The sequence below is a fragment of the Hymenobacter siberiensis genome (assembly GCF_018967865.2).
Lineage (GTDB): Bacteria > Bacteroidota > Bacteroidia > Cytophagales > Hymenobacteraceae > Hymenobacter > Hymenobacter siberiensis.
This window is the reverse complement of the sequence record NZ_JAHLZY020000001.1, coordinates 228,548-254,898: the sequence shown is the minus strand read 5'-3', so window position 1 is coordinate 254,898 and position 26,351 is coordinate 228,548. Positions and strand designations below refer to the sequence as shown.

General features: G+C 60.3%; 24 protein-coding genes. 11 read left to right on the top strand and 13 right to left on the bottom strand.

Features of this window, described 5'->3' with window-relative positions; genetic code table 11:
- Nucleotides 1-421: 421 nt before the first annotated feature.
- Nucleotides 422-943, top strand: coding sequence for an RNA polymerase sigma factor (locus tag KQ659_RS01130; protein WP_216679179.1), 522 nt, complete (start codon nucleotides 422-424; stop codon nucleotides 941-943).
- 173 nt (nucleotides 944-1,116) lie between these two features.
- Entirely contained in the window at nucleotides 1,117-1,914 is a 798-nt protein-coding gene (locus KQ659_RS01125; protein WP_216679180.1) for an anti-sigma factor family protein, read from the top strand.
- 42 nt (nucleotides 1,915-1,956) lie between these two features.
- On the opposite strand, the gene KQ659_RS01120 is transcribed toward KQ659_RS01125, so the two are convergent.
- Both KQ659_RS01120 and KQ659_RS01115 read right to left on the bottom strand, forming a co-directional pair.
- Nucleotides 1,957-2,655, bottom strand: coding sequence for a metallophosphoesterase family protein (locus KQ659_RS01120; RefSeq protein ID WP_216679181.1), 699 nt, complete (start codon nucleotides 2,653-2,655; stop codon nucleotides 1,957-1,959).
- 369 nt (nucleotides 2,656-3,024) lie between these two features.
- Entirely contained in the window at nucleotides 3,025-3,528 is a 504-nt protein-coding gene (locus KQ659_RS01115) for a hypothetical protein (RefSeq protein WP_216679182.1), read from the bottom strand.
- A 120-nt stretch (nucleotides 3,529-3,648) separates the two neighbouring features.
- On the opposite strand from KQ659_RS01115, the gene KQ659_RS01110 reads away from it, so the two are divergent.
- From KQ659_RS01110 to KQ659_RS01085, 6 genes are all read left to right on the top strand, one after another.
- Nucleotides 3,649-3,897: a 4a-hydroxytetrahydrobiopterin dehydratase gene (locus KQ659_RS01110; protein WP_216690428.1), complete on the top strand. Its 249-nt coding sequence runs from the start codon at nucleotides 3,649-3,651 to the stop codon at nucleotides 3,895-3,897.
- A 220-nt stretch (nucleotides 3,898-4,117) separates the two neighbouring features.
- Nucleotides 4,118-4,888 carry a 16S rRNA (cytidine(1402)-2'-O)-methyltransferase gene (gene rsmI / locus KQ659_RS01105; RefSeq protein WP_216685563.1) on the top strand — a complete coding sequence of 257 codons (771 nt, stop codon included), beginning with the start codon at nucleotides 4,118-4,120 and terminating at the stop codon, nucleotides 4,886-4,888.
- Entirely contained in the window at nucleotides 4,770-6,584 is a 1,815-nt protein-coding gene (lnt, locus tag KQ659_RS01100; RefSeq protein ID WP_226929794.1) for an apolipoprotein N-acyltransferase, read from the top strand. The genes rsmI and lnt overlap by 119 nt, the downstream gene beginning before the upstream one ends.
- Nucleotides 6,585-6,805: 221 nt before the next feature.
- Nucleotides 6,806-7,609: an inositol monophosphatase family protein gene (locus KQ659_RS01095; protein WP_216679185.1), complete on the top strand. Its 804-nt coding sequence runs from the start codon at nucleotides 6,806-6,808 to the stop codon at nucleotides 7,607-7,609.
- Nucleotides 7,610-7,645: 36 nt separating this feature from the next.
- Nucleotides 7,646-7,858, top strand: a complete 213-nt coding sequence (locus KQ659_RS01090) for a hypothetical protein (protein WP_216679186.1) — start codon at nucleotides 7,646-7,648, stop codon at nucleotides 7,856-7,858.
- Nucleotides 7,859-8,000: 142 nt separating this feature from the next.
- Nucleotides 8,001-8,342 carry a hypothetical protein gene (locus KQ659_RS01085; protein WP_216690429.1) on the top strand — a complete coding sequence of 114 codons (342 nt, stop codon included), beginning with the start codon at nucleotides 8,001-8,003 and terminating at the stop codon, nucleotides 8,340-8,342.
- 85 nt (nucleotides 8,343-8,427) lie between these two features.
- Here the strand turns inward: KQ659_RS01085 and KQ659_RS01080 are convergent, their stop codons facing one another.
- From KQ659_RS01080 to radA, 3 genes are all read right to left on the bottom strand, one after another.
- A complete protein-coding gene (locus KQ659_RS01080) occupies nucleotides 8,428-9,447 on the bottom strand; it encodes an SPASM domain-containing protein (protein ID WP_216690430.1) in 1,020 nt (339 codons plus the stop codon).
- 124 nt (nucleotides 9,448-9,571) lie between these two features.
- Complete coding sequence (locus tag KQ659_RS01075) at nucleotides 9,572-11,188, bottom strand: TlpA family protein disulfide reductase (RefSeq protein ID WP_216685565.1); 1,617 nt, start codon at nucleotides 11,186-11,188, stop codon at nucleotides 9,572-9,574.
- A gap of 240 nt (nucleotides 11,189-11,428) precedes the next feature.
- A complete protein-coding gene (gene radA / locus KQ659_RS01070) occupies nucleotides 11,429-12,826 on the bottom strand; it encodes a DNA repair protein RadA (protein ID WP_216679192.1) in 1,398 nt (465 codons plus the stop codon).
- Between the two features lie 175 nt (nucleotides 12,827-13,001).
- On the opposite strand from radA, the gene KQ659_RS21355 reads away from it, so the two are divergent.
- Complete coding sequence (locus tag KQ659_RS21355; RefSeq protein ID WP_216690431.1) at nucleotides 13,002-14,402, top strand: ATP-binding protein; 1,401 nt, start codon at nucleotides 13,002-13,004, stop codon at nucleotides 14,400-14,402.
- 15 nt (nucleotides 14,403-14,417) lie between these two features.
- Nucleotides 14,418-16,076, top strand: a complete 1,659-nt coding sequence (locus KQ659_RS01060) for an FAD-dependent oxidoreductase (RefSeq protein WP_216679194.1) — start codon at nucleotides 14,418-14,420, stop codon at nucleotides 16,074-16,076.
- Between the two features lie 132 nt (nucleotides 16,077-16,208).
- Here KQ659_RS01060 and rfbA read toward each other — a convergent pair whose 3' ends face one another.
- The 6 genes from rfbA to KQ659_RS01030 form a co-directional block, all read right to left on the bottom strand.
- Entirely contained in the window at nucleotides 16,209-17,084 is an 876-nt protein-coding gene (gene rfbA, locus KQ659_RS01055) for a glucose-1-phosphate thymidylyltransferase RfbA (RefSeq protein WP_216679195.1), read from the bottom strand.
- A gap of 86 nt (nucleotides 17,085-17,170) precedes the next feature.
- A complete protein-coding gene (locus KQ659_RS01050) occupies nucleotides 17,171-18,178 on the bottom strand; it encodes an SDR family oxidoreductase (protein WP_216679196.1) in 1,008 nt (335 codons plus the stop codon).
- Between the two features lie 229 nt (nucleotides 18,179-18,407).
- Nucleotides 18,408-19,463 (bottom strand): dTDP-glucose 4,6-dehydratase, encoded by a 1,056-nt coding sequence (gene rfbB / locus KQ659_RS01045; protein WP_216679197.1) that lies wholly within the window; start codon nucleotides 19,461-19,463, stop codon nucleotides 18,408-18,410.
- A gap of 88 nt (nucleotides 19,464-19,551) precedes the next feature.
- Complete coding sequence (gene galE / locus KQ659_RS01040; protein ID WP_216679198.1) at nucleotides 19,552-20,568, bottom strand: UDP-glucose 4-epimerase GalE; 1,017 nt, start codon at nucleotides 20,566-20,568, stop codon at nucleotides 19,552-19,554.
- Nucleotides 20,569-20,670: 102 nt separating this feature from the next.
- Nucleotides 20,671-21,966, bottom strand: coding sequence for a nucleotide sugar dehydrogenase (locus tag KQ659_RS01035; RefSeq protein WP_216679199.1), 1,296 nt, complete (start codon nucleotides 21,964-21,966; stop codon nucleotides 20,671-20,673).
- 29 nt (nucleotides 21,967-21,995) lie between these two features.
- Nucleotides 21,996-22,628 carry an acyltransferase gene (locus tag KQ659_RS01030; RefSeq protein WP_216679200.1) on the bottom strand — a complete coding sequence of 211 codons (633 nt, stop codon included), beginning with the start codon at nucleotides 22,626-22,628 and terminating at the stop codon, nucleotides 21,996-21,998.
- 92 nt (nucleotides 22,629-22,720) lie between these two features.
- Between KQ659_RS01030 and KQ659_RS01025 the strand changes: the two genes are divergently transcribed.
- Nucleotides 22,721-23,302, top strand: a complete 582-nt coding sequence (locus KQ659_RS01025) for a Uma2 family endonuclease (RefSeq protein WP_216679201.1) — start codon at nucleotides 22,721-22,723, stop codon at nucleotides 23,300-23,302.
- 127 nt (nucleotides 23,303-23,429) lie between these two features.
- Here KQ659_RS01025 and KQ659_RS01020 read toward each other — a convergent pair whose 3' ends face one another.
- A complete protein-coding gene (locus KQ659_RS01020; protein ID WP_216679202.1) occupies nucleotides 23,430-24,872 on the bottom strand; it encodes an aldehyde dehydrogenase in 1,443 nt (480 codons plus the stop codon).
- 66 nt (nucleotides 24,873-24,938) lie between these two features.
- Nucleotides 24,939-26,306: a hypothetical protein gene (locus tag KQ659_RS01015; RefSeq protein WP_216690432.1), complete on the bottom strand. Its 1,368-nt coding sequence runs from the start codon at nucleotides 26,304-26,306 to the stop codon at nucleotides 24,939-24,941.
- Nucleotides 26,307-26,351 lie beyond the last annotated feature (45 nt).

The following is a 26,351-nucleotide window of genomic DNA, read 5'->3' as shown; positions in this document are numbered from 1 at the left end:
AGGGATAGGGAATAAGGGATACGAATGGGTGGCAAGGAAATCAGGTTGAACGCATATAAATGGAGTCATGGGCCTCCATTGTCTCACAGGGCATTTTAGGTTTTAAAAAAGCGTCAGGTCCAAAACAAAAAAGTACCCTGGTAGGCTGGATTCAGTCCTCAAAATTTATATGCGTTCAACCTGCAAGGAAATAGAAGGGCCGGCAGGCCGAGCGCAGCCGCGGCATCTCGCTCGCATCGTTGCAATCGTATTGATTACTGCTGCACGCGAGATGCCGCGACTGCACTCGGCATGACGACCTTTTCCCTTTGTATTCCCTATCCCTTTTTCCCTATCCCTTCTTCACTATCCCTTTTTCCCTATCCCTTATCCCCCTATTCCCTATTTCCGTCGTTACTTGCTAGAGCCTTTACTTTCTGCTATGTCCACGCCCCTTGCCGAAACCATTACCCAGCTGCGCATCGGCAATCAGAAATCTCTGGTTGACTTTTACCAGCGCAGCCGGCACCTATTTGCCCGCTGGGCGCAGCGCAAGCACCAGCTGCCCGCCGACAAGGCCCACGGCCTGCTGCAGGACACGTTGCTCGATTTTTACGACCACGTAGCCGACGGCCGCATCACCCGCATGCCCGAGGACTTGCGCGCCTACCTCTACGGCATGGCCCAGGAGCGCATTGCGGCCCAGGTGCCCGCCCACCAGCCCCTACCCGCCGCCGAGGCCAGCCGCCGCCAGCGCCTGCTCGCCCAGTTCAGCCAACTCAGCACCGACTGCCAGCAGGTGCTCACCTACTTTTATTTTCGGGGCTACCACTTCGAGAAGATGGGCGGCAAAATGGGCTTCCCCAACGCCACCGTGGCCCGCCGCCAGAAAAGCACCTGCCTGCGCAAGCTCTACGACTTGGTGCGCGGCGGGTATGAGCCGATGAACAGCGGCGGGGCGTAAGGGTAGCTGAACGTTAATAAGCGGAACGTTGATGAAAAGGCCGTCATGCTGAGCGCAGTTGAAGCATCTCTACCGCGCCACTAATCCTTTTGATTGAATTACTATTGCGGTAAAGATGCTTTGCTGCGCTCAGCATGACGGCCCTTTATCAAACTACCCTTCGCCCTGTGCCCATGGACCTCCGCCCTTACTTCGATGAGCTCGAACGCTTCGCCGATGGCCAGATGAGCCCGGCCGAGCAGGATGCCTTCGAGCTGCGGCTGGAGCAGGACGAGGCCCTGGCCGACGCCCACGCCGCCTACGAGCAGCTGACCGCCGACCTGCGCTGGGCGGCAGGGCACGACGCCCTGCGCCTGCGCCTGCAAGCCCTCGACGACCGCATGAACGAGCGCGGCACCGCCCTGGCCCGCGCCCACCACCTCACCCAGCGTCGCCAGCGACGTTGGGCCGTGTGGGGCACCCTGGGCGCGGTGCTGCTGCTGGCCGCCGGCGTAGCCACCTGGTACCTGGCCCGCCCCACCCAGGCCCGGCCCGCCCGCAACTGGGAAGCCTACTACCAGCCCGACCCCGGCCCCGCCGTGACCACCGGCCTGCTGCATACCCGCCCCCTGCTGGCCGAAGCCCTCGACCAATATCAGTCGGGCCACTACCCGGCCGCCCTGCACTCGCTGGGCCGCGTGAGCGCCACAAGCGTGGGGGCCGACACCCTGCTCTACCTGCGCGGCATGATGCTGCTGCGCCAGGGCCAGGGCAATGCCGCCCAGCTCTACCTGCGCCGCGTGAGCGACGACAGCGCCGCTTCCAGTGCCCTGGCCCGCCGTGCCCGCTACCACCTCGGCATGGCTTACTGGCAGGCCCAGGAGCTGGCTCCCGCCTTCGTTACCCTGTGCGCCGTGGCCGCCGACTCGCTCAGCCCCTACCGCGCCTCGGCCCGGCGGGTAGTAGCGGCCGGCGTGCTCGACGGGCAGTAGCGCAGTTTAACTCCTGCCCGGAATGATGAAGATACGGTGCCGCTACCGCTTGCCGATGGTGTAGGCGGGCTCGCAGTTAGGCACCAGGGTCAGCTTCCAGGTATCGAGGTTGAGGGCGGCGAGGTGGGCCAGCTCGGGGTTGTGGCGGTACACGCAGCCGGTATCGAGGCCCAGCGCGCCGGGGTGGGTGGCGGCTTTGGCGCGCACCTGGGCGGTGGGCGTGGGTACGTGGCCGTGCAGCAGGCGGCGGCCTCCCAGCCGCCCGGGGTCGTACACGTAGCTCTTGGTGTTCATCATGGTCGTGTAGTCCTGACGCATTTCGGCGGGGGGCAGGGCGAAATTGTAGCCGGCGTGCACGAGCATGAAATCGGGCAGCTCAATCTCATAAGGCAAGCTGGCCAGCCAGTCGAGGTAGGGCGCGGGAATGTCGGAGAGGCGCGACACGCCGAAGCTGCGCAGCGTGGGCAAGCGGCCGCGCGGCCCCAGCCAGTCCCAGCGCCAACGGTGGCGGGCGGCGTCGAGCAGGGCCTGGTCGTGGTTGCCACGCAGGCAGTGCACCTGGTAGCCAGCCGCTTGCAGATACATCAGGTAGTCGAGCACGCCACGGCTGTCGGGGCCTTTGTTCACGTAGTCGCCCAGCAGGTAAAGCTCATCTTTCCGGCTGAGCTTGAGCGCTACTTCAACCAAGTGGCGGAAGGTGTGCAGGCAGCCGTGCAGGTCGGTAGTGGCGTAGCGGCTCATGGCAGGCAATTACAACAAGAAAAGCACGCCATACACCGCATGACGTGCTTTTTAATTCGACACGTTCTTTATAACCGGACCAATGGCACGGCTTAGCGGCAGTTAGTGGCCGCCGCCGTAGGCCGGCTTGTCCAGCTCGGGTTTGTCGAGGTTGCGGTTGGGGTCCTGGATGCCGGCGTCGAGGGCTTCCTGCTCCAGGCGCTTGCGGGTTTCCTCATCCATGCCCGATACGGGCACCGCCGGCACCCTTGGGCTGCTCGGACTGGGTGGGGGCACCCTTGTTTTCGCTGGATTGCTGGTTGGATTTCGTATTGAACATGATTGGAGGGGAAAAATAGTGAGAAGATAGCCAGGCACTTTTACCTCAACCTATTGGCTGATAGCAGTATCGGCGGCATCAGGGTCGTTAAGCTCGGCATTGGTATCGGTGCCGGTGATGGGCTTGATGGGCTTTGGCTCCATCTGGCCCATGCCCACGCGGGAGTTGGGGTTCAGCATTTCATCAACGCCGGGGCGGTGGTCGTGCGCGTCGAGCTCATCGATGGGACGGCCGCTGGGCACAATGGTATCGGTGTAGTCGTCGAGGGCGGGCATGTCCTGGTTGGGGCGGTCGGGCCGGCCTTCGTCCTCCGAGCGCATGTTGTCGCGGGGCGGGACCATGTCGTCGGCATTTTCGTTCACGCCCACGGCCGTCGAGCCGCCGGAGGTGTCGGAACCGAAGCCTTCCTTGCCGTCGCGGTTGCCGAAACCACCACGGGCCGCTTCGTTCTTGGGCGGGTCGGCGTTGGGAATGTGATGGCCGGCCTCCATTTCTTCGTTAGTCGTATCGTCGTTGATGACGCGAATGGGGCGGTTATTGGGGTCGATGGCCATGGGAATTGAAAGTGATTGCGTGATAGTGCGTGTAGAAAAGGTGTACTTTGGTTTAAGCATTTGGGTTGTCTAACGCCCTGCTCACACCTCCTTCCTCATTTCTTAAATATAGAACAAATCATGTGGAATAACGTCGACAATAGCCTCCGCCGCAGCTTCCGGTTCAGTGACTTTAAAACGGCCTTTGCCTTCCTCACCGAAGTAGCCGCCGAGGCCGAGCGCCTCGACCACCACCCGTGGTTCAGCAACGAGTACAACGTGGTGGAATTCCGCCTCCGCACCCACGATGCCAGCAATGCCGTGACGGCCCGCGACCATCGCCTGGCGGCGGCCATTGATGCGGTGGCGGCGCGATATGAGGTGCAGTAAGTAACCGACTCCCCTCCTTACCAAGGAGGGGATGTTTTCGCGCCAACGAAAAACGGGGTGGTGGCACCGCAGGGTGGCGTTGGACGAGAATAGAACGAATCGGACACATATTGCGCAACGCCACCCTGCGGTGCCACCACCCCAGCCAGCGCTACGCGCTGGCATCACCTCCTTGGTAAGGAGGGGAGTTTGATGTTCAACCTACTCTACCTTTGTCGCTATGCCCAACACGGTTCTATACCTCGTGCCCACGCCTATTGGCAATCTGGAAGATATTACCCTGCGGGCCATCCGCATTCTGGGGGAAGTGGGTACCGTGCTCTGCGAGGACACCCGCACCAGCGGCCGCCTCATGCAGCACCTAGGCATCAAGAAGCCCCTCCTCTCCTACCACCTGCACAACGAGCACCAGCAGGTGCCGCGCCTGCTGGAGCGCCTGGAGAAGGGCGAAATAATGGCCCTGATTTCCGATGCCGGCACACCGGGAATCTCCGACCCCGGGTTTCTGTTGGTGCGCGAGTGCCTGGCGCGGGGCCTGGGCGTGGAGTGCCTGCCGGGCGCCACGGCCTTTGTGCCGGCGCTATTGAAATCGGGCTTCGGGGCTGAGCGGTTTACGTTTGAAGGATTTTTGCCGGCAAAAAAGGGCCGGCAGACACGCCTGCAACAGCTGGCCTCGGAAACCCGGACCATGATTTTTTATGAGTCGCCGCACCGCATTGTGAAGACACTGGGCCAGTTGGCCGAGGTGCTGGGCCCGACGCGGCCGGCCTCCGTCAGCCGCGAATTGACTAAATTATTTGAAGAAACCGTGACCGGCACGCTGGCCAGCCTGGAGGCTGACTTCGCGGCCCGGCCCGCTATTAAAGGAGAAATTGTCGTTGTCGTCGAAGGAAACCTCATCCCGCCCCCCCGCGAGCCCCGCCCCGGCCGCGAAGACCGATACCGCCGCGCTGCCGACGACGACGACGACGACACCGCCTACGAAGACTAAACCCCTGCTGCAGCAGCCGCTGGTACTGGCCGTGCTGGGGGCCTTGCTCCTAAGCGGTGGCTGGGCCCCGTGGCCCACGGCCTGGCTGGTGCCGCTGCTGTTCATCGGCTGGGTGCCGTACCTGCTCATGGAGCGGCAGCTCACGCTCACGGGAGCCCGCAAGGGCCGCGTGTTTGCCAGCACCTACCTCATGCTGGTGGGCTGGAACGCCCTCACTACCTGGTGGGTAAGCTACGCCGACCTGCCCGCCGGCATTGCCGCCGTGGTACTCAATGCGCTGCTCATGTGCCTGCCGCTCATGGCCTTCCGCCAGACCAAGAAGCGGCTGGGCAACCGCTGGGGCTACCTGTCGCTGCCCATCTACTGGATTGCGTTCGAGCAGCTGCATTTGCATTGGGACATTACCTGGCCCTGGCTCACGCTGGGCAACGGCTTCGCGGCCGCGCCACAGTGGGTGCAGTGGTACGAGTACACCGGTTTTCTGGGCGGCTCGGTGTGGGTGTGGGTGGTGAATCTGCTGTTTTTCCAGGCCCTACTGAAGCACTTGCCGGGGTTGGCATTCCAGCCCGCAGCTACCGGGGCGGCTGAAGCAACCAGCATCGAAACCGGGCGAAAGTCAGCTTTTGAGTGGCAGCCATCATTCAATACGCCCCTCTTTCTCATCCTGCTGCCCCTGGCGCTGTCTTACCTAATAAGCAGCAAGTACCAGGAAAAAGGCCCCACGGCCGAAGTCGTAGTGGTGCAGCCCAACTTCGACCCCTACGTGGAGAAGTTCGAGGGCGGCCCCAAATTCATTCCCTACGACGAGCAGCTCACGCGCCTGCTGGCACTTTCCGAACAGCACCTCACGCCCGCCACGCGCCTCGTGCTCTGGCCCGAAACGGCGCTGGAGGAACCCTATTGGGAGAATACCATCGAAAACAACCCCAAAATCCGCCGTGTGCGCGAGTGGCTGGGGCGGCACCCCGGCGTAGCCTTGCTCACGGGCATCACCACGCTCAGCTCCTACCCGAGCAAGGAGGCAGCCAGCGAAACGGCCCGCTACCGCGACGACCTCGGCTACTACGATTTCTTCAACACCGGCGCGTACTTCGCCAGTGCCACCGCACCGGTGGTCTTCTACCATAAGTCGCGCCTCGTGCCCGGCGTGGAGAAGATTCCGCCCGTGCTGGCCTCGCTCATCGCGCACATCGACCTGGGCGGCACCGTAGGCAGCGTGGGCAGCCAGGCCGAGCGCACTGTGTATCCGGCGCCGGCCAATGCGCCGGCCCTGCGCGTGGCCCCGGTCATCTGCTACGAATCCATCTACGGCGACTTTATCGGCGAGTACATGGCCAACGGGGCCACCCTGCTGGGCCTCGTCACCAACGATGCCTGGTGGCACGACTCGCCCGGCTACCGCCAGCTGCTGAGCTACGGCCAGCTGCGCTGCATTGAAACCCGCCGCGACCTGGCCCGGGCGGCCAACACCGGCTTCACCGGTTTCATCAACCAGCGGGGCGAAATCATCCAGCGCGAGCCGGCCTGGATTGCCACCGCCAGCCGCGCCACCGTGCACCTCAATGATGAAATGACTTTCTATGTGCGCTTCGGGGAGCTGATTGGGCGGGGCGCGCAGGTGCTGGCAGTGCTGCTGCTCGGGTTTGCCATTGTGGTAGGCTGGACGAGAAAGAAAAAAGCTCCCCTCCTTCTTTAAGGAGGGGATGTGAGCGCCGAAGAGGCGCGAACGGGGGTGGTTGCGGCGTTGAACGGCAACTAATTAACGCTTAGCTGCATTCGCTAAAAATCGATTAAAACCCTAGCCAGCCGTTCGTTCTCACCTCGTCCAACGCCGCAACCACCCCCGTTCGCGCCTCTTCGGCGCTCACATCCCCTCCTTAAAGAAGGAGGGGAGTATTTCCTTCTACGATGCTTTCAATGTCCCTCGATTTCACCCAACTCTCCCACGACCTCGCCGCCCTGTGCCGCACCACGGCCAAGTTCATCCGCGAGGAAGCCACCACGTTTAACCGCGCCAAGATTGAGCACAAGGGCGTGCACGACCTCGTGAGCTACGTGGACCAGGAAACCGAGCGCCGCCTTGTGGCCGGCCTGCGCCTGCTGCTGCCCGAAGCCGGCTTCATCACCGAAGAAGGCACCGCCGGCCCCGACGCGCACACTGAGGAATTTATCTGGATAATCGACCCGCTCGACGGCACCACCAATTTCGTGCACGGTCTGCCGGTGTACTGCATCAGCGTGGCGCTGGTGCAGCACCGGGAGCTGGCAGTGGGCGTGGTGCACGAGGTGGGCCGCGACGAAAGCTTCCGGGCCGTGCGCGGCGGCGGCGCATTCTGCAACGACCAGCCCATCCGCGTCACCGACGTAGCCGAATTAAATAACTCGCTCATCGCCACCGGATTCCCCTACAAGGATTTCGGCAAGATGAATGATTTCCTGAAAATCCTCGGCTCGTTTTTCACCCGCAGCCACGGCGTGCGCCGCCTCGGCTCGGCCGCCGCCGACCTGGCCTACGTGGCCGCCGGCCGCTGCGAAGGCTTCTTCGAGTTCAACCTGAACTCCTATGATGTGGCGGCCGGCATTCTGCTGGTGCGCGAGGCGGGCGGCCACGTCACCCAATTCCTGACCGATGGCGACCCGCTGTTCGGCCGTGAGCTGGTAGCCAGCAATGGGCTTATTCACGCCGAGATGCAGGCCGCCATCGGCGAGTTCTGGCAGTAGCGCAAACTATTCTTTTTCATCCATAGTTTACCAGTCATGCTCCTGCTTGCCATCACCTCCGTCGAAATTCAGTACCTGCTGATTGGCGTGCTGTTCATCGCGGCGGCGTTTTACGTCGGGCGCATTTTCTACCGTGCGTTTTTCAGCAAAACAGCGGCCGGCTGCGCCAAGGGCTGCGGCGGGGCCTGCGGGCAATTGGATATCGATAACCTGCAGCGCACCATTGAGGCGCGTGCGGCGACCAAATAGCGAGAGGCGCTGATAAATAGTGCTTCTGCATTTTTCTATGGCTTTGGGATAACCCGTCCCCGCCCCGGCTGCGTATAGCCGGGGCGGGAGCGGCTTTTGCGCCCCCCGCACCGCATCATCCTTACCCAAACACCCCACCGCCATGCAGGACAAAGAAGAAGAACGGTCGCTTGTCAACGTTGAGAACAAACTGAACAAGGACGGTTTCACCCAGGATTTCAACGTCATGGATGGCCGCCTGCATACCATTGGTAGCGACTCAAACAAGAGCTATGCTGCTGACGAAGTAACCATCGTGGATTTCTACCGCTTCGAGGGCGAAAGCAACCCCGACGACATGTCCGTCCTCTACGCCATTGAGGCCCACGACGGCGTAAAAGGCACCATCTCAAACGCCTACGGCACCTACGCCGACTCCGACACCGACGACTTCCTCAAGCAGGTCGAAGACCTCGGCAAAGACCTGACGAAGAAGGACAAATAGGGAGTTAATTATAAATTTTGGATTATAAATTATGAATGGCCATTCGGCAAATTCATAATTTATAATCCAAAATTTATAATTAACCTTATCCCCACACCTTGGTGCCTTCCGAGCAGTTGCGGCACATGTCAATCTGGTCGCGGCCTTTGAGGAGGCTGCCGCGAAACTGCTGGTACTTGGGACCGCGCCAGAGCTGGCGGAAGGTTTCGGTTTTGAGGTCGCCCTGGCGGTATTCGGCGTCTTTGTCGAAGCAGCAGGGCACGACCAGCCCATCCCAGGTGATGACGCAGGAATGCCACATTTTCCAGCAGTGGTCTACCAGCTTGTTTTTCAGGCTCCAGTTGCCATCGCCGTTGTTCTGGTAGCGCGAGTAATAGTCGATGGTGGGGATGAGCGGCGAGCCCTGCGCGTGGTCGTAAATCTGGGCCGTTTTGAACCACACGTCGTCCACGCCCATGGCGTCGGCCAGTTGCCGGGCATCGTCAATCTGGTGCTCATTGGGCCGCACCACCAGGAACTGGAAAATGATGCGGGGCGTGCTCGATTTCAGCTCCTTGCGCCATTTCACGATATTACGGGTGCCCTCCAATACCTTTTCCAGCTTGCCGCCCACGCGGTATTGCTGATACACTTCCTGCGTGGTGCCATCGAGGGAGATGATGAGGCGGTCGAGGCCGCTTTCCACCGTTTTGCGGGCGTTCTGGTCGTTCAGGTAGTGGGCGTTGGTGCTGGTGGCGGTGTAAATGCCCTTATCCGCCGCGTACTTCACCAGCTCCAGGAACTGCGGGTGCAGGTAGGGCTCGCCCTGGAAGTAAAAAATCAGATACCACAGCCGGCTGGCCACTTCATCAATGGTTCGCTTGAACAAATCGGCCGGCAGCATCCCCGTGGGCCGCGTGAACGAGCGCAGGCCACTGGGGCACTCCGGGCAGCGCAGGTTGCAGCTGGTGGTGGGCTCGAAGCTGAGCGCCATGGGCAGGCCGCGCAGGCGGGCCTTGCCGGTAATCTTGCTCAGGATATAGGAGCCCACAATCTGCGTCGCGTTCCAGACCCGCAGCGGGGTGGCTTTAGACAAAACATTGAGGCTATCTGTGAGCACGGACATAGAAAGGGGCTAAAAGCAGTAGCGCGAACTTTGTAGTTCGCGTCCCCGCGCCGTTAGGGAGTTCGATGGCGCGGGGACGCGAACTACAAAGTTCGCGCTACTTCGGTTGCATTCAGTCGAACGCTTATTTCTTAGTGGCCGGGAAATCGATGGCGCTGGTATAGGTGCTGGCCTTGCCAAACGACTGGTTGATTTCGTCCACGGCAGCACGGCTGCTCAGGCGCTTGGGCTTGGTGTTGAGGAAGGTACCATCCTCGCCTACCAGCATGTAGGTGGGCACTTCCTGCAAGGCATACTCCTTGGCTACCACCGAGCGCAGCCCGCCGCCAGGAATGCGTACCTGCACGCCGGGCAGTTTTTTCACGGTCACGAGCGAACGCCAGGCTTGCTCGTTCTCGTCCAAGGCAATGTTGATGAAGGTGATGTTCTTGCCTTCAAACTTGCGCATCAGCTCCTGTGCGTAGGCCAGGTCACGCAGACACAGGCCGTTGGTGCTTTTCCAGAAGTTGAGGTAAACCAGCTTGCCGGCGAAATCGTGCAGGTGCACGGTGTCGCCGTTGGCAGTGGGCAGCTTAAAATCGGGAGCCGGGGCGCCGATGGCGAAATCCTTATGCTGATTAAAATCGGCCTGCAGCGTGAGATAGAACTGATTTTTGGGGTCGTAGTTGCGGAAATCGGCCAGCATGGCGGCCGACTGCTTCACGTGCCCAAAGCGGAACGACTCCTGCAGCACGCGGCCCAGAATAACAGCCCGCGACGGACCGGTGAGCTTCTTGCTGGCCAGCGCGTAGCAGGCCGGGTAAAAGTCGGGGTCGGAGCGCTGGTGGTGGTCCTGGCTCACGGTGAAGTGCACGTAGTTGAGCAGGAACTCGTGGTACAGCTCGCTCTGCACGGCGTTGGGCTCGTTGAGCAGGCCGGGCTCGCGCAGAAAGTTGTAGTAGTCAGGAGCCATTTTCAGGCGGCCCTCGGTGTTCACCACCTGCTCGCGCAGGTCCTGAAAGGTCAGCTTATCATTGGCGTAGGCATACACCACTTCGGCATGGGCATAGTTATAAAACTCCTGCGTGAACGACTGCTTGGCCGCATGGTCTTCCAGAAACTCGTATTCGTGCTTGCGGCGGTACTCCAGGAAGGACAGAAACGGCGCTTCGTAAAGCTGAATATTATCGGGCAGCACCTGAAAACCATCATTTTCCACAAACTGGGCATCGGCTTCCACCAGGTAGTTGTTGGCGTTGGCGGCTTGTTGGCGATGGCGCTGCTCGTCGGTCAGGTTGGCACGGTTGCGCAGCTTGGTGGCGAAGCCGGAGGGCACGTCATTGGGCTTAAATTTCAGCGTGCCCGACATGTCGCTGCCCTTAAAGCGCACGTCCATGTCGGTGCCGGGGTCCAGAAAGAGCGGGGCCACGTCGTCGCCATACACCAGGTCGGCCTTGGTGGCACCGCTCACGGGCACCACCACCTTAAAATCGCCCTTGTCGCTGAGCGGCACCCGAAACAGCTTTTCCTTGGGGTCAAGCGGGTTTTCGCGCAGCGAAATCGCAACGGAGTCAGTGGTAGGACCACTCACCCGCCCGGTGAGGGTGGCCATGCCCGCCGAGGCAGCAGCCGCAGCCGGAACCGCTTTGGCGGCAGCACCCACTACCGTGGTAGTCCGGCCCTGGGTGTGGCCCAGCAACGGGACCAGAACCAAAACTGCTCCGACCAGCCGGCGCGTACAAGTGACGAAAGATGATATCATGACAATAAGAACCAGCTCCGAGCAGTTATTAACAACCTCAGCAGCTACCTAGACAATGGATAGAACCAACGGAGTTTACCAGGCCATTCGCGGCAAAAGCCTATCAGTACTCCGAAGATAAGGCTTTTTGATTTATAAAATCCAAATCAAAATTCTGGCTTTTCACGGCTTGCCCGGCACTTCGGCTTCCACCAGCCGCAAACCCCTGCGGCTGATGCCTGATAATCAAGCAGGTTTTCCTCAACCGAATAATCCGTCCAGCACTTCGTCGAGCCGGCTCACCGCGTGCACTTTCAAGCCAAACCTAGCTAAGTCCAATCCCTTGCCATTAAACCGGGATACGTACATTTCCTGAAAACCCAGTTTTTCGGCTTCGGCCAGGCGCTGGTCGAGGCGCGAGACAGCGCGTATTTCGCCGCTCAGGCCCACCTCGGCGGCCAGGCAAACGTGGCCGGGAATGGGCACATCATTGAGCGAGGAAACCACGGCGGCGCACACGGCCATGTCCAGGGCAGGGTCGTCGAGGCGCAGACCGCCGGCAATGTTCAGAAACACGTCGTGCTGGCCCAGGCGCAGGCCGGCGCGCTTCTCCAGCACGGCCAGCAGCATTTGCAGGCGCTTGGCGTCGAAGCCGGTGCTGCTGCGCTGCGGCGTGCCGTAGGACGTGGGCGATACCAGGGCCTGCACTTCCACCAGCAGCGGGCGGTTGCCCTCCAGCGTAGCCCCGATGGCCATGCCGCTCAGGCTTTCGCCGCGCTGCGAGAGCAGAATTTCGGAGGGGTTGCTCACCTGCCGCAGGCCGTCGCCCTGCATTTCGTAAATCCCTAATTCTGAAGTGCTGCCGAAGCGATTTTTGGTGGTGCGCAGGATGCGGTAGCTCATGTGCCGGTCGCCCTCGAACTGCAGCACGGTGTCCACCATGTGCTCCAGGATTTTGGGGCCGGCAATGCTGCCATCTTTCGTGATGTGGCCGATGAGCATGACCGGCGTGCTGGTTTCCTTAGCAAATTTCAGGAATTCGGCGGTGCATTCGCGCACCTGGCTCACGCTGCCCGCGCCACTCTCCACCAGCGTGGAGTGCATGGTCTGGATGGAGTCGATGACGAGGATATTAGGCTGCACCTGGTCAATCTGCCGGAAAATGTTCTGGGTATTTGTCTCTGTCAGGATGTAGCAGCCGGGGTGCTGGCCGTCGGCCATGCGCTCGGCGCGCATTTTTATCTGGGCTTCGCTTTCTTCGCCGCTCACGTACAGCACCTTCATCTGGCGCAGGCTCAGGGCAATTTGCAGCATGAGCGTACTCTTGCCAATGCCCGGCTCGCCGCCGATGAGGATGATGGAGCCCGGCACGATGCCGCCGCCGAGCACGCGGTTCAGCTCGCCATCGGGCGTGATGATGCGGGGCTCGTCTTCAGCCAGAATATCACCGAGCGGGACGGACTTGGCGGCTTTCTTGGTGTTGCCGCCGGGCACGGTGCTGGCGGGCTTCCACTGGCCGGTGGTGGTGGCCACGGTTTCCTTCTGGATAACTTCTTCAACGTAAGTATTCCACTCGCCACACACGGGGCAGCGGCCTATCCATTTCGATGATTGAGCACCGCAGGATTGGCAGAAATAGACGGTTCTGGCTTTGGCCATGAAAGGGTGTTTTTTGCTAAATTGAGTGAATATTTATAAGACCGACGGCAGCAAAAAAGTTGCCTGCTAACGGAAGCATTATAGGCGGCTATCCGTCTATAATTGCCCGTGCAAGGTACGGCCAGCCCCGGCCCATGCCCACTTAACCTTCTTCCCTTCGCGGGGTTGCTTTGCCATGCCTGAACCCCTCGTCCTCACCGCCGCCGACTTCGCCCCCATCATCGCCTTCGCTGGCCTGGCGCCCGACACGCTAACGTGGCTGCTGGCCCACGGCGAGGCCAACCGCTACGCACCCAATGAAGTCATTATCGAAGCAGGCGCGGCCGCCGACTTTATGATGGCCGTAGTGCGCGGCGGCATTCAGTTCTACGCTGGGCAGGGCGGACCGTCCACGCCGGTGTTCCGCGTCGGAACCGGCCAGGTATCGGGCGTGCTGCCTTATTCCCGGCTGCGCGAAGTAAAAAACCAGGGCACCGCCACCGGCGAAACGGTGCTTTACCTGCTGCACCGCGACCATTTTCCGGCCCTGGAGCAAGTCAGCCCCGAGCTGGTGCAGCGCCTCGTGGGCATTATGAACGACCGCAGCCGCGACCAGGTGCGCAGCCAGGAGCGCGATGACAAGCTGCGCGCCCTGGGCAAGCTCTCGGCCGGCCTGGCCCACGAGCTGAACAACCCCGCCGCCGCCATTGCCCGCGCCGCCCAGGCCCTGGCCAACCGCGTGGGGGCCAAGCCCGCCCTGTTTGTGGAGCTGGTGAGCCATTGCCCCTCACCCGCCGCCATGCTGGCCCTCACCGCCTTAGCCGTGCCCACCGCCGAAGCCCAGCCCCCACAAAGTGCCCTGGCCCGCGCCGACCGCGAAGACGAGCTGGCCGACTGGCTCGCCACCCACGGCGTGCCCAACGGCTACCACCTCGCCCCCGCCCTGCTCGAAGCCGGCCTCTTGCCCGCCGCTCTGGCCGCCGTGGCCGAACTGCTGCCGCCCGCCGCCCGCCCGGCGGCTTTTGCCTGGCTCGAAGGCCAGCTCACCACCATGCAGCTGGTACGCGACGTGCAGGAGGCCGGCGGCCGCATCAGCAAGCTGGTGGCCGATGTGAAAACGTACTCGCACATGGACCGCGCCGGCGTCTTCGAACCCATCGACGTAACGGTTGGCCTGGAAAGCACTCTCAATATGCTCGGCTTCCAGCTGCGGCAAAAGAATGTGCGGGTTGTCCGCGATTATGCGGCCGGCCTTCCTGCTATTCGCGGGCAGGTAAGTAGCCTCAACCAGGTGTGGACCAACCTGCTTGATAATGCCATTGATGCACTGCCCGCGCAGGGCGGCGAAATCACGCTGCGCACCGCGCTGGAAGGCGGCTTTGTGCGCGTATTTTTGATTGACAACGGCACCGGCATTCCGGCCGACGTGCTGCCGCACATCTTCGAGCCTTTCTATACTACCAAGCAAGCCGGCGACGGCTCGGGGCTCGGCCTCGACATTGCGCAGCAGATTATCCGGCAGCACGATGGGCGGCTGGAGGTTGAGTCGGCACCCGACTACACCGAATTCTGCGCCTGGCTGCCAATAGCTAATTAATTCAGCATCTGTATTATGCCTGACAAAAAACCCATCATCCTCGCCGTTGACGACGACCCGCAGGTACTGGCCGCCATTGCCCGCGACCTGCGCCAGGAGTTTAGCGCCGAGTACCGCATTCTGCGCGTGAATTCCGGCCCCGAGGCGCTGGCCACCATCAAGGAGCTTTATGAGAAGGAGGAACCGCTGGCCCTCATCGTGGCCGACCAGCGCATGCCCGAGCTGGAAGGCGTGGAGCTGCTCACGGCCTCGCGCGAATTTTTCCCGGATGCCAAGCGCGTGCTGCTCACCGCCTACGCCGATACCGAGGCCGCCGTGCGCGCCATCAACTCGGCCCGGCTTGACCATTATCTGATGAAGCCCTGGGACCCGCCCGAAAATCTGCTTTATCCGATTCTGCACGATTTGCTCACGGCCTGGCAGGCCGCCTACAGGCCTAAGTTTGGGGGCATCCGGCTCATTGGTTTTCAATGGTCGCCGCTCTCGCACGAGCTCAAGGATTTTCTGAGCGGCTACATGGTGGGCTACCAGTGGCTCGACTACGAAACCAGCCCCGAAGCCAAAGCCTTGGTGAAAGCACGGGGCTTCACGTCCACCGACTTACCGCTGGTTATCTGCGCCGATGGCCAGGCCGTGGCCAATCCTACCAAAGCCGCCCTGGCCGAGCATTTGAACATCGCCAACCAACCTTTGCAGGACCTGTACGACGTGGTGGTAGTGGGCGCCGGGCCGTCGGGGCTGGCCGCCGCCGTGTACGGCGCCAGCGAAGGCCTCAAAACCCTCATCATCGAGCGCCAGACGCCCGGCGGGCAGGCTGGCACCAGCTCGCGCATCGAAAACTACCTGGGCTTCCCCACCGGCCTGAGCGGGGCCGACCTGGCCTTTCGTGCCTGGACCCAGGCCGTGCGCCTCGGGGCCGAGTTCCTGGCCCCGCAGGAAGTGGCCGAACTCTGCATTCAGGACGGCTACAAAGTCCTGACCCTGAGCGATGGGCGTGAAATCAGCACCAAAGCCGTAGTCCTCACCACCGGCGTGAGCTACCGCACCCTCGACGTACCGGGCATGGAGCGCCTGAGCGGCGCGGGCGTGTACTACGGCGCGGCCCGCACCGAAGCCCGCAGCTGCGATGAGCAGGACGTGTACATCGTGGGCGGCGGCAACTCGGCCGGGCAGGCGGCCATGTACCTGGCCACCTACGCCCGCCGGGTGTTCATCGTCATTCGCGGAGCCGACCTTGCAGCCAGCATGTCGACGTATCTCATTGAGCAGATTCGCACTACGCCCAATATCAAGCTGCTGCCATACTCCCAAATCAAGGAAGTATGCGGCCAAGACTACCTCGAAGCCGTGATGGTGGACGTGAATGGCACCGTCGAAAAGCGGCCGGCCCGCGCGCTATTTGTCTTCATCGGGGCCAAGCCCAGCACCGAATGGGTGTGCGACCAGGTGCTGTGCGACGGCAAAGGCTTCCTCCTCACCGGCCGCGACCTCGTGACAGACCCGCGCTACGCCGAAGTCTGGAAAAAAGACCGGGAGCCGTATCTTTTAGAAACATGCGTGCCCGGCATCTTCGCCGCTGGCGACAGCCGTGCCGGGGCCATGGCCCGCGTGGCCTCGGCCGTGGGCGAGGGCAGCATGGCCATCAAATTCGTGCACCAGTACTTAGACGAGTAGGTAAAATGGCAAATGAGTAAATGAGTAAATGAGTAAATGAGTAAATGAGTAAATGAGTAAATGAGTAAAGTTGACGTTCAACTGCCTGAAAATGTGCAGACAGAACGTCAACTTTACTCATTTACCATTTTACTATTGTAGCATCAGCTGGTCGGGCAGGTTCATCAGGTAGTCGCCGTAGCCGCTTTTGCGCAACGGGGCGGCAATGGCGCGGAGCTGGTCGGCATCAATAAAACCCTGGCGGTAAGCGGCTTCCTCAATGGAACCTACTTTCAGGCCCTGGCGCTGCTCAATTACTTTCACGAATTCGCCCGCCTGCATCAGGCTTTCAAACGTGCCGGTATCGAGCCAGGCCGTGCCCCGGCCCAGGATGCCCACTTTCAGCGTGCCGCGCTTGAGGTACTCGCGGTTCACGTCTGTGATTTCGTATTCGCCGCGCGGGCTCATTTCGAGGTTTTTGGCGATTTCCACCACGTCGTTGTCGTAGAAATAAAGGCCGGGAACGGCATAGTTGCTCTTAGGCTTCTCCGGCTTCTCTTCGATGCTGAGGGCATTTTTGTCGGCATCGAATTCCACCACGCCGTAGCGCTCGGGGTCGTGCACGTGGTAGGCGAACACCACGCCGCCCTGGGGGTCGTTGTTCGACTTCAGCAATTCCTCCAGGCCCGCGCCATAGAAAATATTGTCGCCAAGTACCAGGGCTACCTTGTCTTTGCCAATGAAATCGGCACCCAGCACGAAGGCCTGGGCCAGGCCGTTGGGCACTTCCTGCACTACGTACTGGAAATCGCAGCCTAGGTTTTTGCCGTCGCCCAAAAGCTTTTTAAACTGCTCCTGGTCGTGGGGCGTGGTGATAATCAGCACTTCCCGAATACCAGCCGACAGCAGAATCGACAGTGGATAATAAATCATCGGCTTGTCGTACACGGGCATCAACTGCTTCGAGACCGCCAGCGTGAGCGGATGCAGGCGGGTGCCGGAGCCGCCGGCGAGGATAATTCCTTTCATAGGTAAGAATTGTAGCCTGGACTCTGCGAGTCCGGGTATTGGAGAATCTGGACTAACGCCCGGACTCACGGAGTCCAGGCTACAAATTAATTACGTTCCTGAATGAACGCCTGATTGGCCTTGAACCACGCCAGCGTCTGCTTCAAACCCTCGCGGATGCGCACCTGCGGCTGGTAGCCCAGCAACCGGTTGGCCTTCGAGATATCGGCCAAAGAGTCGCGGATATCCCCGGCGCGGTCCGGCCCAAAAACCGGAGCCAAATCCGAGCCCGCTTCCTCGCGCAGGATGTCGTACATCTGCACCAGCGAAGTCCGGTCGCCCACGGCAATGTTGTACACCTGGCCCAGGGCCTCGGGGTTCGTTACCAGAGCGGCGCGGATGTTGGCCTCCACGCAGTTCTCCACGAAGGTGAAATCGCGAGTCTGGCCGCCGTCGCCGTTCAGCGTGGGTGGCGTATTTTGCAGAATAGCGTCGATAAACAGCGGAATTACCGCCGCGTAGGCTCCGCCGGGGTCCTGGCGCGGGCCGAAGATATTAAAGTAGCGCAGGCCAACGATTTCCATGCCGTAGGTTTTCGCAAACACATCAGCATACAGCTCGTTGGCATATTTTGTCACCGCGTAGGGCGAGAGCGGCTTGCCGATGCGGTCTTCCACTTTGGGCAGGCCGGGGTGGTCACCGTAGGTCGACGACGAGGCCGCGTACACGAAGCGCTTCACGCCCGCGTCTTTGGCGGCGGTCAGCATCTGCACGAAGCCGCCCACATTCACATCATTCGTCAGCACCGGGTCCTTAATGGAGCGCGGCACCGAGCCAAGCGCGGCTTCGTGCAGCACCACGTCCACGCCTGCGCAGGCAGCGGCGCAGGTAGCCGCGTCGCGGATATCGCCTTCGATGATTTCCAAGCGGTTATCATCTGAAAACAGCGCCAGATTTTTGTGAAAGCCGTTGGAATAGTTGTCCAGCGTCCGCACTTTCTTCACGCCGTATTTCAGCAGATACTCCACGATGTTGGAGCCGATGAAGCCCGCGCCGCCGGTAACGAGAAAGGTCAGCTTGTCGAGCGGCTGCTCATGGAAGGGGTTTTCGTACACTTCGTTTAGTTATGAGTTATGAGTTTAGGACTTACGCACTTCAAAAGCTATGTAACCTGAAAATGAACGACTTGGATTCAAGACGCATATTTGTTATATTGCTGTTTTTCAGTTTGTTAGTGTTTCAACTGCGTAAGTCCTAGAGTTAAAAGGTAAGAGTTGAGTCTTGGTAGCCAGAGCTGCTGTTGTATCAACTCCTAACTTTTAACTCATAACTCTTAACTGAGCGCTAGCGCCCCGCGTACTGCTTCTGGTTGTAGTCCTGGTACGCGCCGCTCGTTACGCTGTTGAGCCACTCTTCGTTGGCGAGGTACCAGTCCACGGTCTGGGCGAGGCCCTGCTCGAAGGTCACGGACGGCTTCCAACCCAGCTCGTTCATAATTTTGCTGGAGTCGATGGCGTAGCGCATGTCGTGGCCGGCGCGGTCGGTCACGAACTTGATGAGCTTGCGCGAAGTGCCCTGCGCCTGGCCGGTTTTCTCGTCTACCACGTCGCAGAGCAGTTCGATGAGCTTGAGGTTCTGCCACTCGTTCACGCCACCGATATTGTAGGTTTCGCCATTTTTGCCGTTGTGGAACACCGCGTCGATGGCCGTGGCGTGGTCTTTCACGAAGAGCCAGTCGCGCACGTTTTCGCCTTTGCCATACACCGGCACCGGCTGGCCGGTGCGCAGGCGGTGAATAGCCAACGGAATCAGCTTCTCGGGGAAGTGGTTGGGGCCGTAGTTGTTCGAGCAGTTGCTGAGCTTGATGGGCAGGCCGTAGGTGTGGTGCCAGGCGCGCACAAAGTGGTCGGAGCTGGCTTTCGAAGCCGAATAGGGCGAGCGGGGGTCGTAAGAAGTTTCCTCCGTGAACATCTCGGGGCCGAAGTCCAGCGAGCCGTACACCTCATCGGTGCTCACGTGGTAGAATACGTGGCCATCGTAGCCGCCGGGCTGCCACAGGTTGCGGGCCGCGTTCAGCAGGTTCACCGTGCCGATAACGTTGGTTTTCACAAACGCCATCGGGTCGGTAATGCTACGGTCGACGTGCGATTCGGCCGCGAGGTGAATCACGGAATCGGGCTCCTCGTTGGCAAACAGCTGGTCGATAAATGACTGGTCAGAAATATCGCCCTTAATGAAGCGGTAGTTTTCAGCCTTCTCAATGTCGCGCAGGTTTTCCAGGTTGCCGGCGTAGGTCAGCGCGTCGAGGTTGATAATCTGGTGCTCGGGGTATTTCGTAACGAAGAGCCGAACTACGTGGGAGCCGATAAAGCCGGCGCCGCCAGTGATGAGGATTTTCATGATTTCAAATGTGAAAATGTGACTGATGTGAAAATGATGGCAATGGCTATTTATCAAGCACATTTCCACATTTCCCCATTTCTCATATTTATTTCAGGGTTTGCTGCCACTTCCAGGAACTGGCCAGGGAATCAGCCAGGGAAGTTTCGGTTTTGAAGCCCAGCACCTGCGCGGCCTTGGTGGCATCGGCGTAGATGGCGGGCACATCGCCGGGGCGGCGCGGGCCGATGCTGTAGTTCAACTTCTGGCCGCTGGCCTGTTCGAATGCCTGCACTACTTCGAGCACTGAATTACCGTGCCCGGTGCCCACATTAAAGGTTTCGACGGACTCACTGGCTTTGCGGTCCAGCAGGCGCTGCACGGCCACGATGTGCGCCTTGGCCAAATCCACAACGTGGATGTAGTCGCGCACATTAGTGCCATCGGGCGTGTCGTAGTCGCTGCCATTGATGGTCAGCTTCTCGCGGATGCCGGCCGCCGTTTGGGTGATGTAGGGCACCAGGTTATTCGGCACGCCCAGGGGCAATTCGCCGATTTTGGCGGATTCGTGCGCCCCGATGGGATTGAAGTAGCGCAGCAGAATGGTGCGCAGCTTGTTGGTCGGGGCCGCCGACACATCATGCACGATTTCCTCGCACATCTGCTTGGTGCGGCCGTAGGGCGACGAGGCCGGCTTGGTAGGTGTGGCCTCGGTCACGGGCAGCGCATCGGGAATGCCATACACGGTGCACGACGACGAAAACACCAGGTTCTCGACCCCAAAGTCCGGCATTACGGCCAGCAGCGTCAGCAGCGAGCCCACGTTGTTCTGGAAGTAGGCCAATGGCTTAGCCACTGACTCGCCCACAGCTTTGTAAGCCGCGAAATGAATCACGCCTTTGATATCCTTCTCGGCCTCAAACACGCCACGCAGCGCAGCTTCATCACCGCAGTCGATGCGGTAAGTCGGCACCTTTACGCCCAGAATTGACTCGATACCGGCCAGGGCTGGCTCTTCCGAGTTGCTGAAATTATCTACGATAACCGGCTGATAGCCGGCCTGCTGAAGGGCAACTACCGTGTGGGAGCCAATGTAGCCGGCTCCGCCGGTAACAAGAATCTTCATGTTATTAGTTATTAGTTGAAAGCCATTAGCTGTTAGCTTTTTTTGACTGCTACTCCACAGAAATGGCTAACAGCTAAAAGCTAATGGCTAACCGCTAAATAATTACAGGCTCCAGTATTGCAGGTCTTTCATCTTGCCGCGGTACAGGCCTTTGATGTCGACCAGCACGGCATTTTCGGAAGTAATGGACTGGAAGTAGGCCTCGTCTTTGGCGGCGTAGGGCGCGTGGCTCACGGCTACAATCACGGCGTCGTAGTCGGTGCGCACATCGTCGTTTTGGGTCAGGCGGAAGCCATACTCGTGGTGCAGTTCGTCGGAGTCGGCGTGCGGGTCCACTATGTCGACATTCACCGAGAAGTTTTTCAGCTCCTGGATTACGTCGGCCACTTTCGAGTTGCGGATGTCTTCCACGTTCTCCTTGAAGGTAGCGCCCATCACCAGCACGCGGCTTTTGGCCACGTCCTTGCCTTTCTTAATCATCATCTGCACCGTTTTGCGGGCGATGTAGGCTCCCATGTTATCGTTGGTGGTGCGGCCCGAAAGAATGACTTTGGCGTCGTAGCCCAGCTCTTTCGCTTTGTAAGTCAGGTAGTATGGGTCCACGCCGATGCAGTGGCCACCCACCAGACCGGGCGAGAACTTCAGGAAATTCCACTTGGTACCCGCAGCTTCCAGCACCTCGTAAGTGTTGATGTTCATGCGGTCAAAAATCATCGACAGCTCGTTCATCAGCGCGATATTGACGTCACGCTGGGTGTTTTCGATGATTTTGGCAGCCTCGGCCACGCGGATGCTGCTGGCGCGGTGCACGCCGGCATCTACCACCAGCTCGTACACTTTGGCCACGGTATCGAGGGCTTCCTCGTCGTTGCCGGACACCACTTTCACGATGCGGCGCAACGTGTGCTCCTTATCGCCGGGGTTGATGCGCTCAGGCGAGTAGCCCACTTTAAAATCAGTCGGGAATTTTAGGCCCGAGAGGCGCTCCATTACCGGAATGCAGTCCTCCTCGGTGCAGCCGGGGTATACAGTGCTCTCAAACACCACATAATCACCTTTTTCCAGGACCTTACCTACTGAACCCGAGGCGCCAAGCAGCGGCTTAAGGTCGGGCTGTGCGTGCTCATCGATGGGCGTGGGCACGGCCACGATGTAGAATTGCGCCTGACGCAGCACCTCCAGCGAATCGGTGAAGGTGATGTCGCAGCCTTCAAAATCCTTCTTTTCCAACTCACCGCTCGGGTCAATGCCTTCTTTCATCTGGGCCACGCGGCCGGCGTTGATGTCGAAGCCAATCACCTTGAGTTGCTTGGCAAATTCGAGGGCAATGGGAAGGCCCACGTAACCGAGGCCGATAACGGCCAGCGTGGCCTCTTTGCGCAATAGTTGGTCGTACACTGCTAAAATTATGGGTTGTGAATTATGAATTATGAATTCCCCCGGGGCCGTCTGGCGGTGGTTGTTACCACGGGCCGCACCGATTGCTCGTCGGCGCTCAGCTCATATTTTTCGGCACTTTCGGGGCAAGTGGCGTGCCCTTGCTGGTCGAAGCTGAGGCGGTGGCCGTAGGCGCTCATCCAGCCTTGTGGGCGGGCGGGCGTGCCGTATACGAGGGCATACGCCGGAACGTCGTGCGTGACTACGCTGCCCGCGCCCACAAAGGCGTAGCGGCCCAGCCGCGTGCCGCACACGATGGTGGCGTTGGCCCCAATTGTGACGCCCTGCTCCAGATAAGTGGTCTGGTACTGGCCGGGACCTTTGCGGGGCACGGCGCTGCGCGGGTTTTTCACGTTGGTGAACACCACGGAAGGGCCCAGGAATACGTCGTCCTCACAGACGACGCCACCGTAGAGGCTCACGTTATTCTGCACCTTCACGTTGCGGCCCAGGGTCACGCCGTCGGCCACAAACACGTTCTGACCCAGGTTGCATTCTTCGCCGATATCGGCCCCGGCGCAGACGTGGCTAAAGTGCCAGATGCGGCTACCCCGGCCTATCTGGCACCCTTCGTCGAGGATGGCCGTGGGATGGGCGTAATAATCGGGGGTATTATGGGGCATTCGGGGCGGTCGGGCGGTTCAGCCTGCAAAGGTAAGGAGAAGGGCGGGGTTAGCTTCGTACTTTTGGGTAATCCCCTTATTGTCCTTGTATTATGGCTCAGCCCGCCTTCCAAACCGAACCCACCAGCTACGTTTCGCCCGAAGAATACCTGCGTCTGGAACGCGAGGCGGAATTCAAGCACGAATATTTTCAGGGCGAAATCCGCGCTATGGCCGGTGCAGGCTACGCGCACAACCTGATTTGCGCGAACCTGACCGGCGAACTTTATAGCCGATTACGCAGCCAAGGCTGCTCGGTGGTGGGCAGCGACCAGCGCCTGCAAATCATGAGCGGCAGCGCCTTCGTGTACCCCGACCTGACGGTGGTGTGCGGCAAGCCGGAATTCAACGAAGAAAAAAAGCCCGATACGCTGCTGAATCCCACGCTGCTGGTGGAAGTGCTTTCGCCCACTACCAGCCAGTACGACCGCAGCGAAAAGTTCATGCTCTACCGCCAGGTGCCCAGCCTCCGCCAGTACCTGACGTTGGATGCCCAGGCCATTCACGCCGAGCTACATACGCTGGACGACCTGGGGCGCTGGGTCCTCACCGAAACCCGCGACCTGAGCGCCACGCTGGATTTGAGCAGCATCGGCTGCCAGGTGCCGCTGGCGGAGGTATATGCGGGGGTCTGAACCGCGGATTTAGCGGATTATTCGGATTTTGTGGGTGGTGCCAGGACGGAATCAACTATCCTGAACACGGCAATGCGTGTGCGCGAAAAATCACCCACGAAATCCGCTAAATCCGATAAATCCGTGGTCAGAGCTTCACGCACACGTTCTGCGCCTCGGTAAAAAACCGCAACGCTTCCAGCCCGCCCTCGCGGCCGACGCCGGAATTTTTCATGCCGCCGAAGGGCGTGCGCAGGTCGCGGTGCAGCCAGGTGTTTATCCAGACGATGCCGGTGTGTAGCTGGTGGGCCACGCGGTGGGCGCGCTGCAAATCGCGCGTCCAGAGGGTGGCAGAGAGGCCGTAGTCGGTGCTATTGGCCATCAGCAGCGCTTCCTCATCGGTATCGAAGGGCGTGAGGGTGACCACGGGACCGAAAATTTCTTCCTGGTTGGTGCGGCAGTCGAAGGGCAGGTTCTCGAACACGGTGGGCTCCAGGAAATAGCCGCTTTCACAGCGGCCGGGCACGGTGGCGCGGTGGCCGCCGGCCAGCAGCGTGCCGCCTTCTGCGTGGGCTAGTTTAATGTAATCGAGCACCTTGTGCAGGTGGGCTTCGCTCACCAGGGCACCTTGTTTGGTATCGGCTTCGAGCGGGTCACCGATTTTCTGGTCCTGCAGCTGCTTCAGAAACTCAGTTTTGAATGCCTCGTAAATCGGGCGCTCGATGAAAATGCGGGAGCCGCACAGGCAAATCTGCCCCTGGTTGGCGAAGCTGCTGCGGATGCTGGTGGCCACGGCGGCGGCCAAGTCGCAATCGGCGAAGATGATGTTGGGATTCTTGCCGCCCAGCTCCAGGCTGAGCTTTTTGAACATGGGCGCGGCCGTAGCGGCCAGGTGCCGCCCGGTGGCCGTACCGCCCGTGAAGCTGATGGCCTTGATACCCGGATGCTCCACAATGGCCTGCCCGCAGTTGGGGCCGTTGCCGTGGATGATGTTGAGCACGCCCGCCGGCAAGCCGGCTTCCATGCATAATTCACTCAGCAAAAAAGCGGTGGCCGGGGTTATTTCCGAGGGCTTGGCCACCACGCAGCAGCCCACGGCCAAGGCCGGCGCAATTTTCCAGGTAAAGAGGTAGAGCGGCAGGTTCCAAGGCGAGATGCAGCCCACCACGCCCACGGGGTGGCGCACGGTGTAGTTCACGGCCACGCCTTCCTGCACGTGGGCTTCGGTGGCGAAGTGGCCGGCAGCAGTGCCGAAGAAGTGGAAATTGGAGGCGGCGCGGGGGATGTCCATCACGCGGGCCAGGCTCAGGGGCTTGCCGTTATCCTGGCTTTCGGCGCGGGCCAGACGGTCGAGGTTGGCATCGATGAGGTCGGCGATTTTTACCAGCAGGCGGCCCCGGTCTTCAGCGGGCAGCGCGCGCCAGGCGGGCAGAGCGACTTCGGCGGCGGCCACGGCGGCGGCCACATCCTCGGGGCCGGAGTCGGGAATCTGGCCGTAGACCTGGCCGGTGGCGGGGTCTACGTTATCGAGGTAGCGGCCGGCTTGCGGTGGCACGAGCTGGCCGTTGAGGTAGTTCTGGATGCGGAGCATGATAATTTGGCCGTAAACTCAGGTTCGCTTTGCAATTTCACCGGGGCTACCAAGCATAATATTTTGCTAACCAGGCTGATAGCCAGCAGATAAATCAGGAACAATTTCCTCACGAACCGGCTGACTGATAAGGTGCCATTCCTTCCGCCAGGCCGTGAGGCGGTACAGCTTTACCAGGCCCACCACGATGGCCAGCGCAAACAAGCTGGCCACGAAACGAGGTTCGAACACCAGGACGGAATATTTTCTCAGCTCCAGGTATCGTAACACCGATTCAAGGTTCAGGAAATAAGCCACCGAAACGATAATATAAAGGACGTAATCGCTCCGCAGGAAACCGTAGGCCGCCAAAAAGAGCACGGCCGCGTGCCAGTACCGCTCGTGCATCTGGGTATTGAAGAACGCGAACAGGAGCGGAATCAGCCCGATGCTGAGCAAGACCTGCGCAAAGTCGTCCGGCGAGTATGCAGCGGCCACGAACGGCGATATGCGCTGCTGGCGCAGGTTACGCACAGTGAGCAGCAACAACGGCAGCAATGCCAGCGCCGACGCCACGAAGAACATCAAAAGCCCCCAGGCCCGGTACGTGATTCCGGCGAACAGCTGGGAATCGGGAGCCGTGAGCGGGTCGGGGGTTGGAACCAGAATATGCCAGATGTTGAAGGCATTCATGGACAGGTACGGAAAGAAATTCGACGCGCCCAGGTTAATTTCCATGATGCGCGGCAGATAGTTCTCTTCGCCGCCCCAAATGAAGGGAGCCAGGATTAAGGTCATCAGTGCCGCCCCGGCCACAAGGGCCACTACCAGCTGCCGGGGCCGGTGCCACCACAGCGGGACCCACAGCAGCGGCGGCAGCGGCGGCAGCGGCGGCAGCGGCGGCAGCGGCGGCAGGAAAATCATGGCCTGGGGCTTAGCGGCCAACGACAGCACGAAGAACAACATGCTGGGCACTGCCCGCTGCCGCACGGCCAGCACCACGGCCCCAAACGCAAAAAACGTGTAGATGGCATCTACCTGAATCCACACCAGCGTAGCGTAGAGGTAGCCGATGTTTAACAACAGCAGCAGCACCAGGCCAAAGCGCCGGTCGCGCTCGCGCACCAGCGACGCCGCCCAAAAAGCCCCCGCAAAATCGAACACCAGGGTAAACGCCTTGAGCCAATGCCGGTAGTAGATGAACTTATCGACATCGCCCAGCACCCACCCAAAAAACCATAAAATGTAGTGATACAAGGGATTGTATGAGTTGCTTGGCGTCTTACAAACGTTGCCCAGCCCCTGGTAAAAAATATCCTTGCCCCAGGCCACCCAAAAGCTCATGTCGCTGTCGTGGCCCGCGCGGGGCACCAGCAGCAGCAGCAGCAGCAGCAGCAGCAGCGAGAAAAGCAGAATAGTATAGGCCGCCTGCCGACGAAATGAAAGAGTACCCATTGGTGTCAAAAAAACAGGTGCCCGCAACAAGCCGGGCAATAAAAT

Bases quoted from the DNA above. Each gene is read 5' to 3' on its own strand.
- KQ659_RS01085 (WP_216690429.1), top strand. From the start codon at position 8,001: ATGCAGGACAAAGAAGAAGAACGGTCGCTTGTCAACGTTGAGAACAAA.
- KQ659_RS01125 (WP_216679180.1), top strand. From the start codon at position 1,117: ATGGACCTCCGCCCTTACTTCGATGAGCTCGAACGCTTCGCCGATGGC.
- KQ659_RS01090 (WP_216679186.1), top strand. From the start codon at position 7,646: ATGCTCCTGCTTGCCATCACCTCCGTCGAAATTCAGTACCTGCTGATT.
- rfbA (WP_216679195.1), bottom strand. From the start codon at position 17,084: ATGAAAGGAATTATCCTCGCCGGCGGCTCCGGCACCCGCCTGCATCCG.
- KQ659_RS01030 (WP_216679200.1), bottom strand. From the start codon at position 22,628: ATGCCCCATAATACCCCCGATTATTACGCCCATCCCACGGCCATCCTC.
- KQ659_RS01080 (WP_216690430.1), bottom strand. From the start codon at position 9,447: ATGTCCGTGCTCACAGATAGCCTCAATGTTTTGTCTAAAGCCACCCCG.
- KQ659_RS01060 (WP_216679194.1), top strand. From the start codon at position 14,418: ATGCCTGACAAAAAACCCATCATCCTCGCCGTTGACGACGACCCGCAG.
- KQ659_RS01025 (WP_216679201.1), top strand. From the start codon at position 22,721: ATGGCTCAGCCCGCCTTCCAAACCGAACCCACCAGCTACGTTTCGCCC.
- KQ659_RS01075 (WP_216685565.1), bottom strand. From the start codon at position 11,188: ATGATATCATCTTTCGTCACTTGTACGCGCCGGCTGGTCGGAGCAGTT.
- KQ659_RS01120 (WP_216679181.1), bottom strand. From the start codon at position 2,655: ATGAGCCGCTACGCCACTACCGACCTGCACGGCTGCCTGCACACCTTC.
- rsmI (WP_216685563.1), top strand. From the start codon at position 4,118: ATGCCCAACACGGTTCTATACCTCGTGCCCACGCCTATTGGCAATCTG.
- radA (WP_216679192.1), bottom strand. From the start codon at position 12,826: ATGGCCAAAGCCAGAACCGTCTATTTCTGCCAATCCTGCGGTGCTCAA.
- KQ659_RS21355 (WP_216690431.1), top strand. From the start codon at position 13,002: ATGCCTGAACCCCTCGTCCTCACCGCCGCCGACTTCGCCCCCATCATC.
- KQ659_RS01130 (WP_216679179.1), top strand. From the start codon at position 422: ATGTCCACGCCCCTTGCCGAAACCATTACCCAGCTGCGCATCGGCAAT.
- KQ659_RS01115 (WP_216679182.1), bottom strand. From the start codon at position 3,528: ATGGCCATCGACCCCAATAACCGCCCCATTCGCGTCATCAACGACGAT.
- KQ659_RS01020 (WP_216679202.1), bottom strand. From the start codon at position 24,872: ATGCTCCGCATCCAGAACTACCTCAACGGCCAGCTCGTGCCACCGCAA.
- KQ659_RS01110 (WP_216690428.1), top strand. From the start codon at position 3,649: ATGTGGAATAACGTCGACAATAGCCTCCGCCGCAGCTTCCGGTTCAGT.
- galE (WP_216679198.1), bottom strand. From the start codon at position 20,568: ATGAAGATTCTTGTTACCGGCGGAGCCGGCTACATTGGCTCCCACACG.
- KQ659_RS01015 (WP_216690432.1), bottom strand. From the start codon at position 26,306: ATGGGTACTCTTTCATTTCGTCGGCAGGCGGCCTATACTATTCTGCTT.
- KQ659_RS01095 (WP_216679185.1), top strand. From the start codon at position 6,806: ATGTCCCTCGATTTCACCCAACTCTCCCACGACCTCGCCGCCCTGTGC.
- rfbB (WP_216679197.1), bottom strand. From the start codon at position 19,463: ATGAAAATCCTCATCACTGGCGGCGCCGGCTTTATCGGCTCCCACGTA.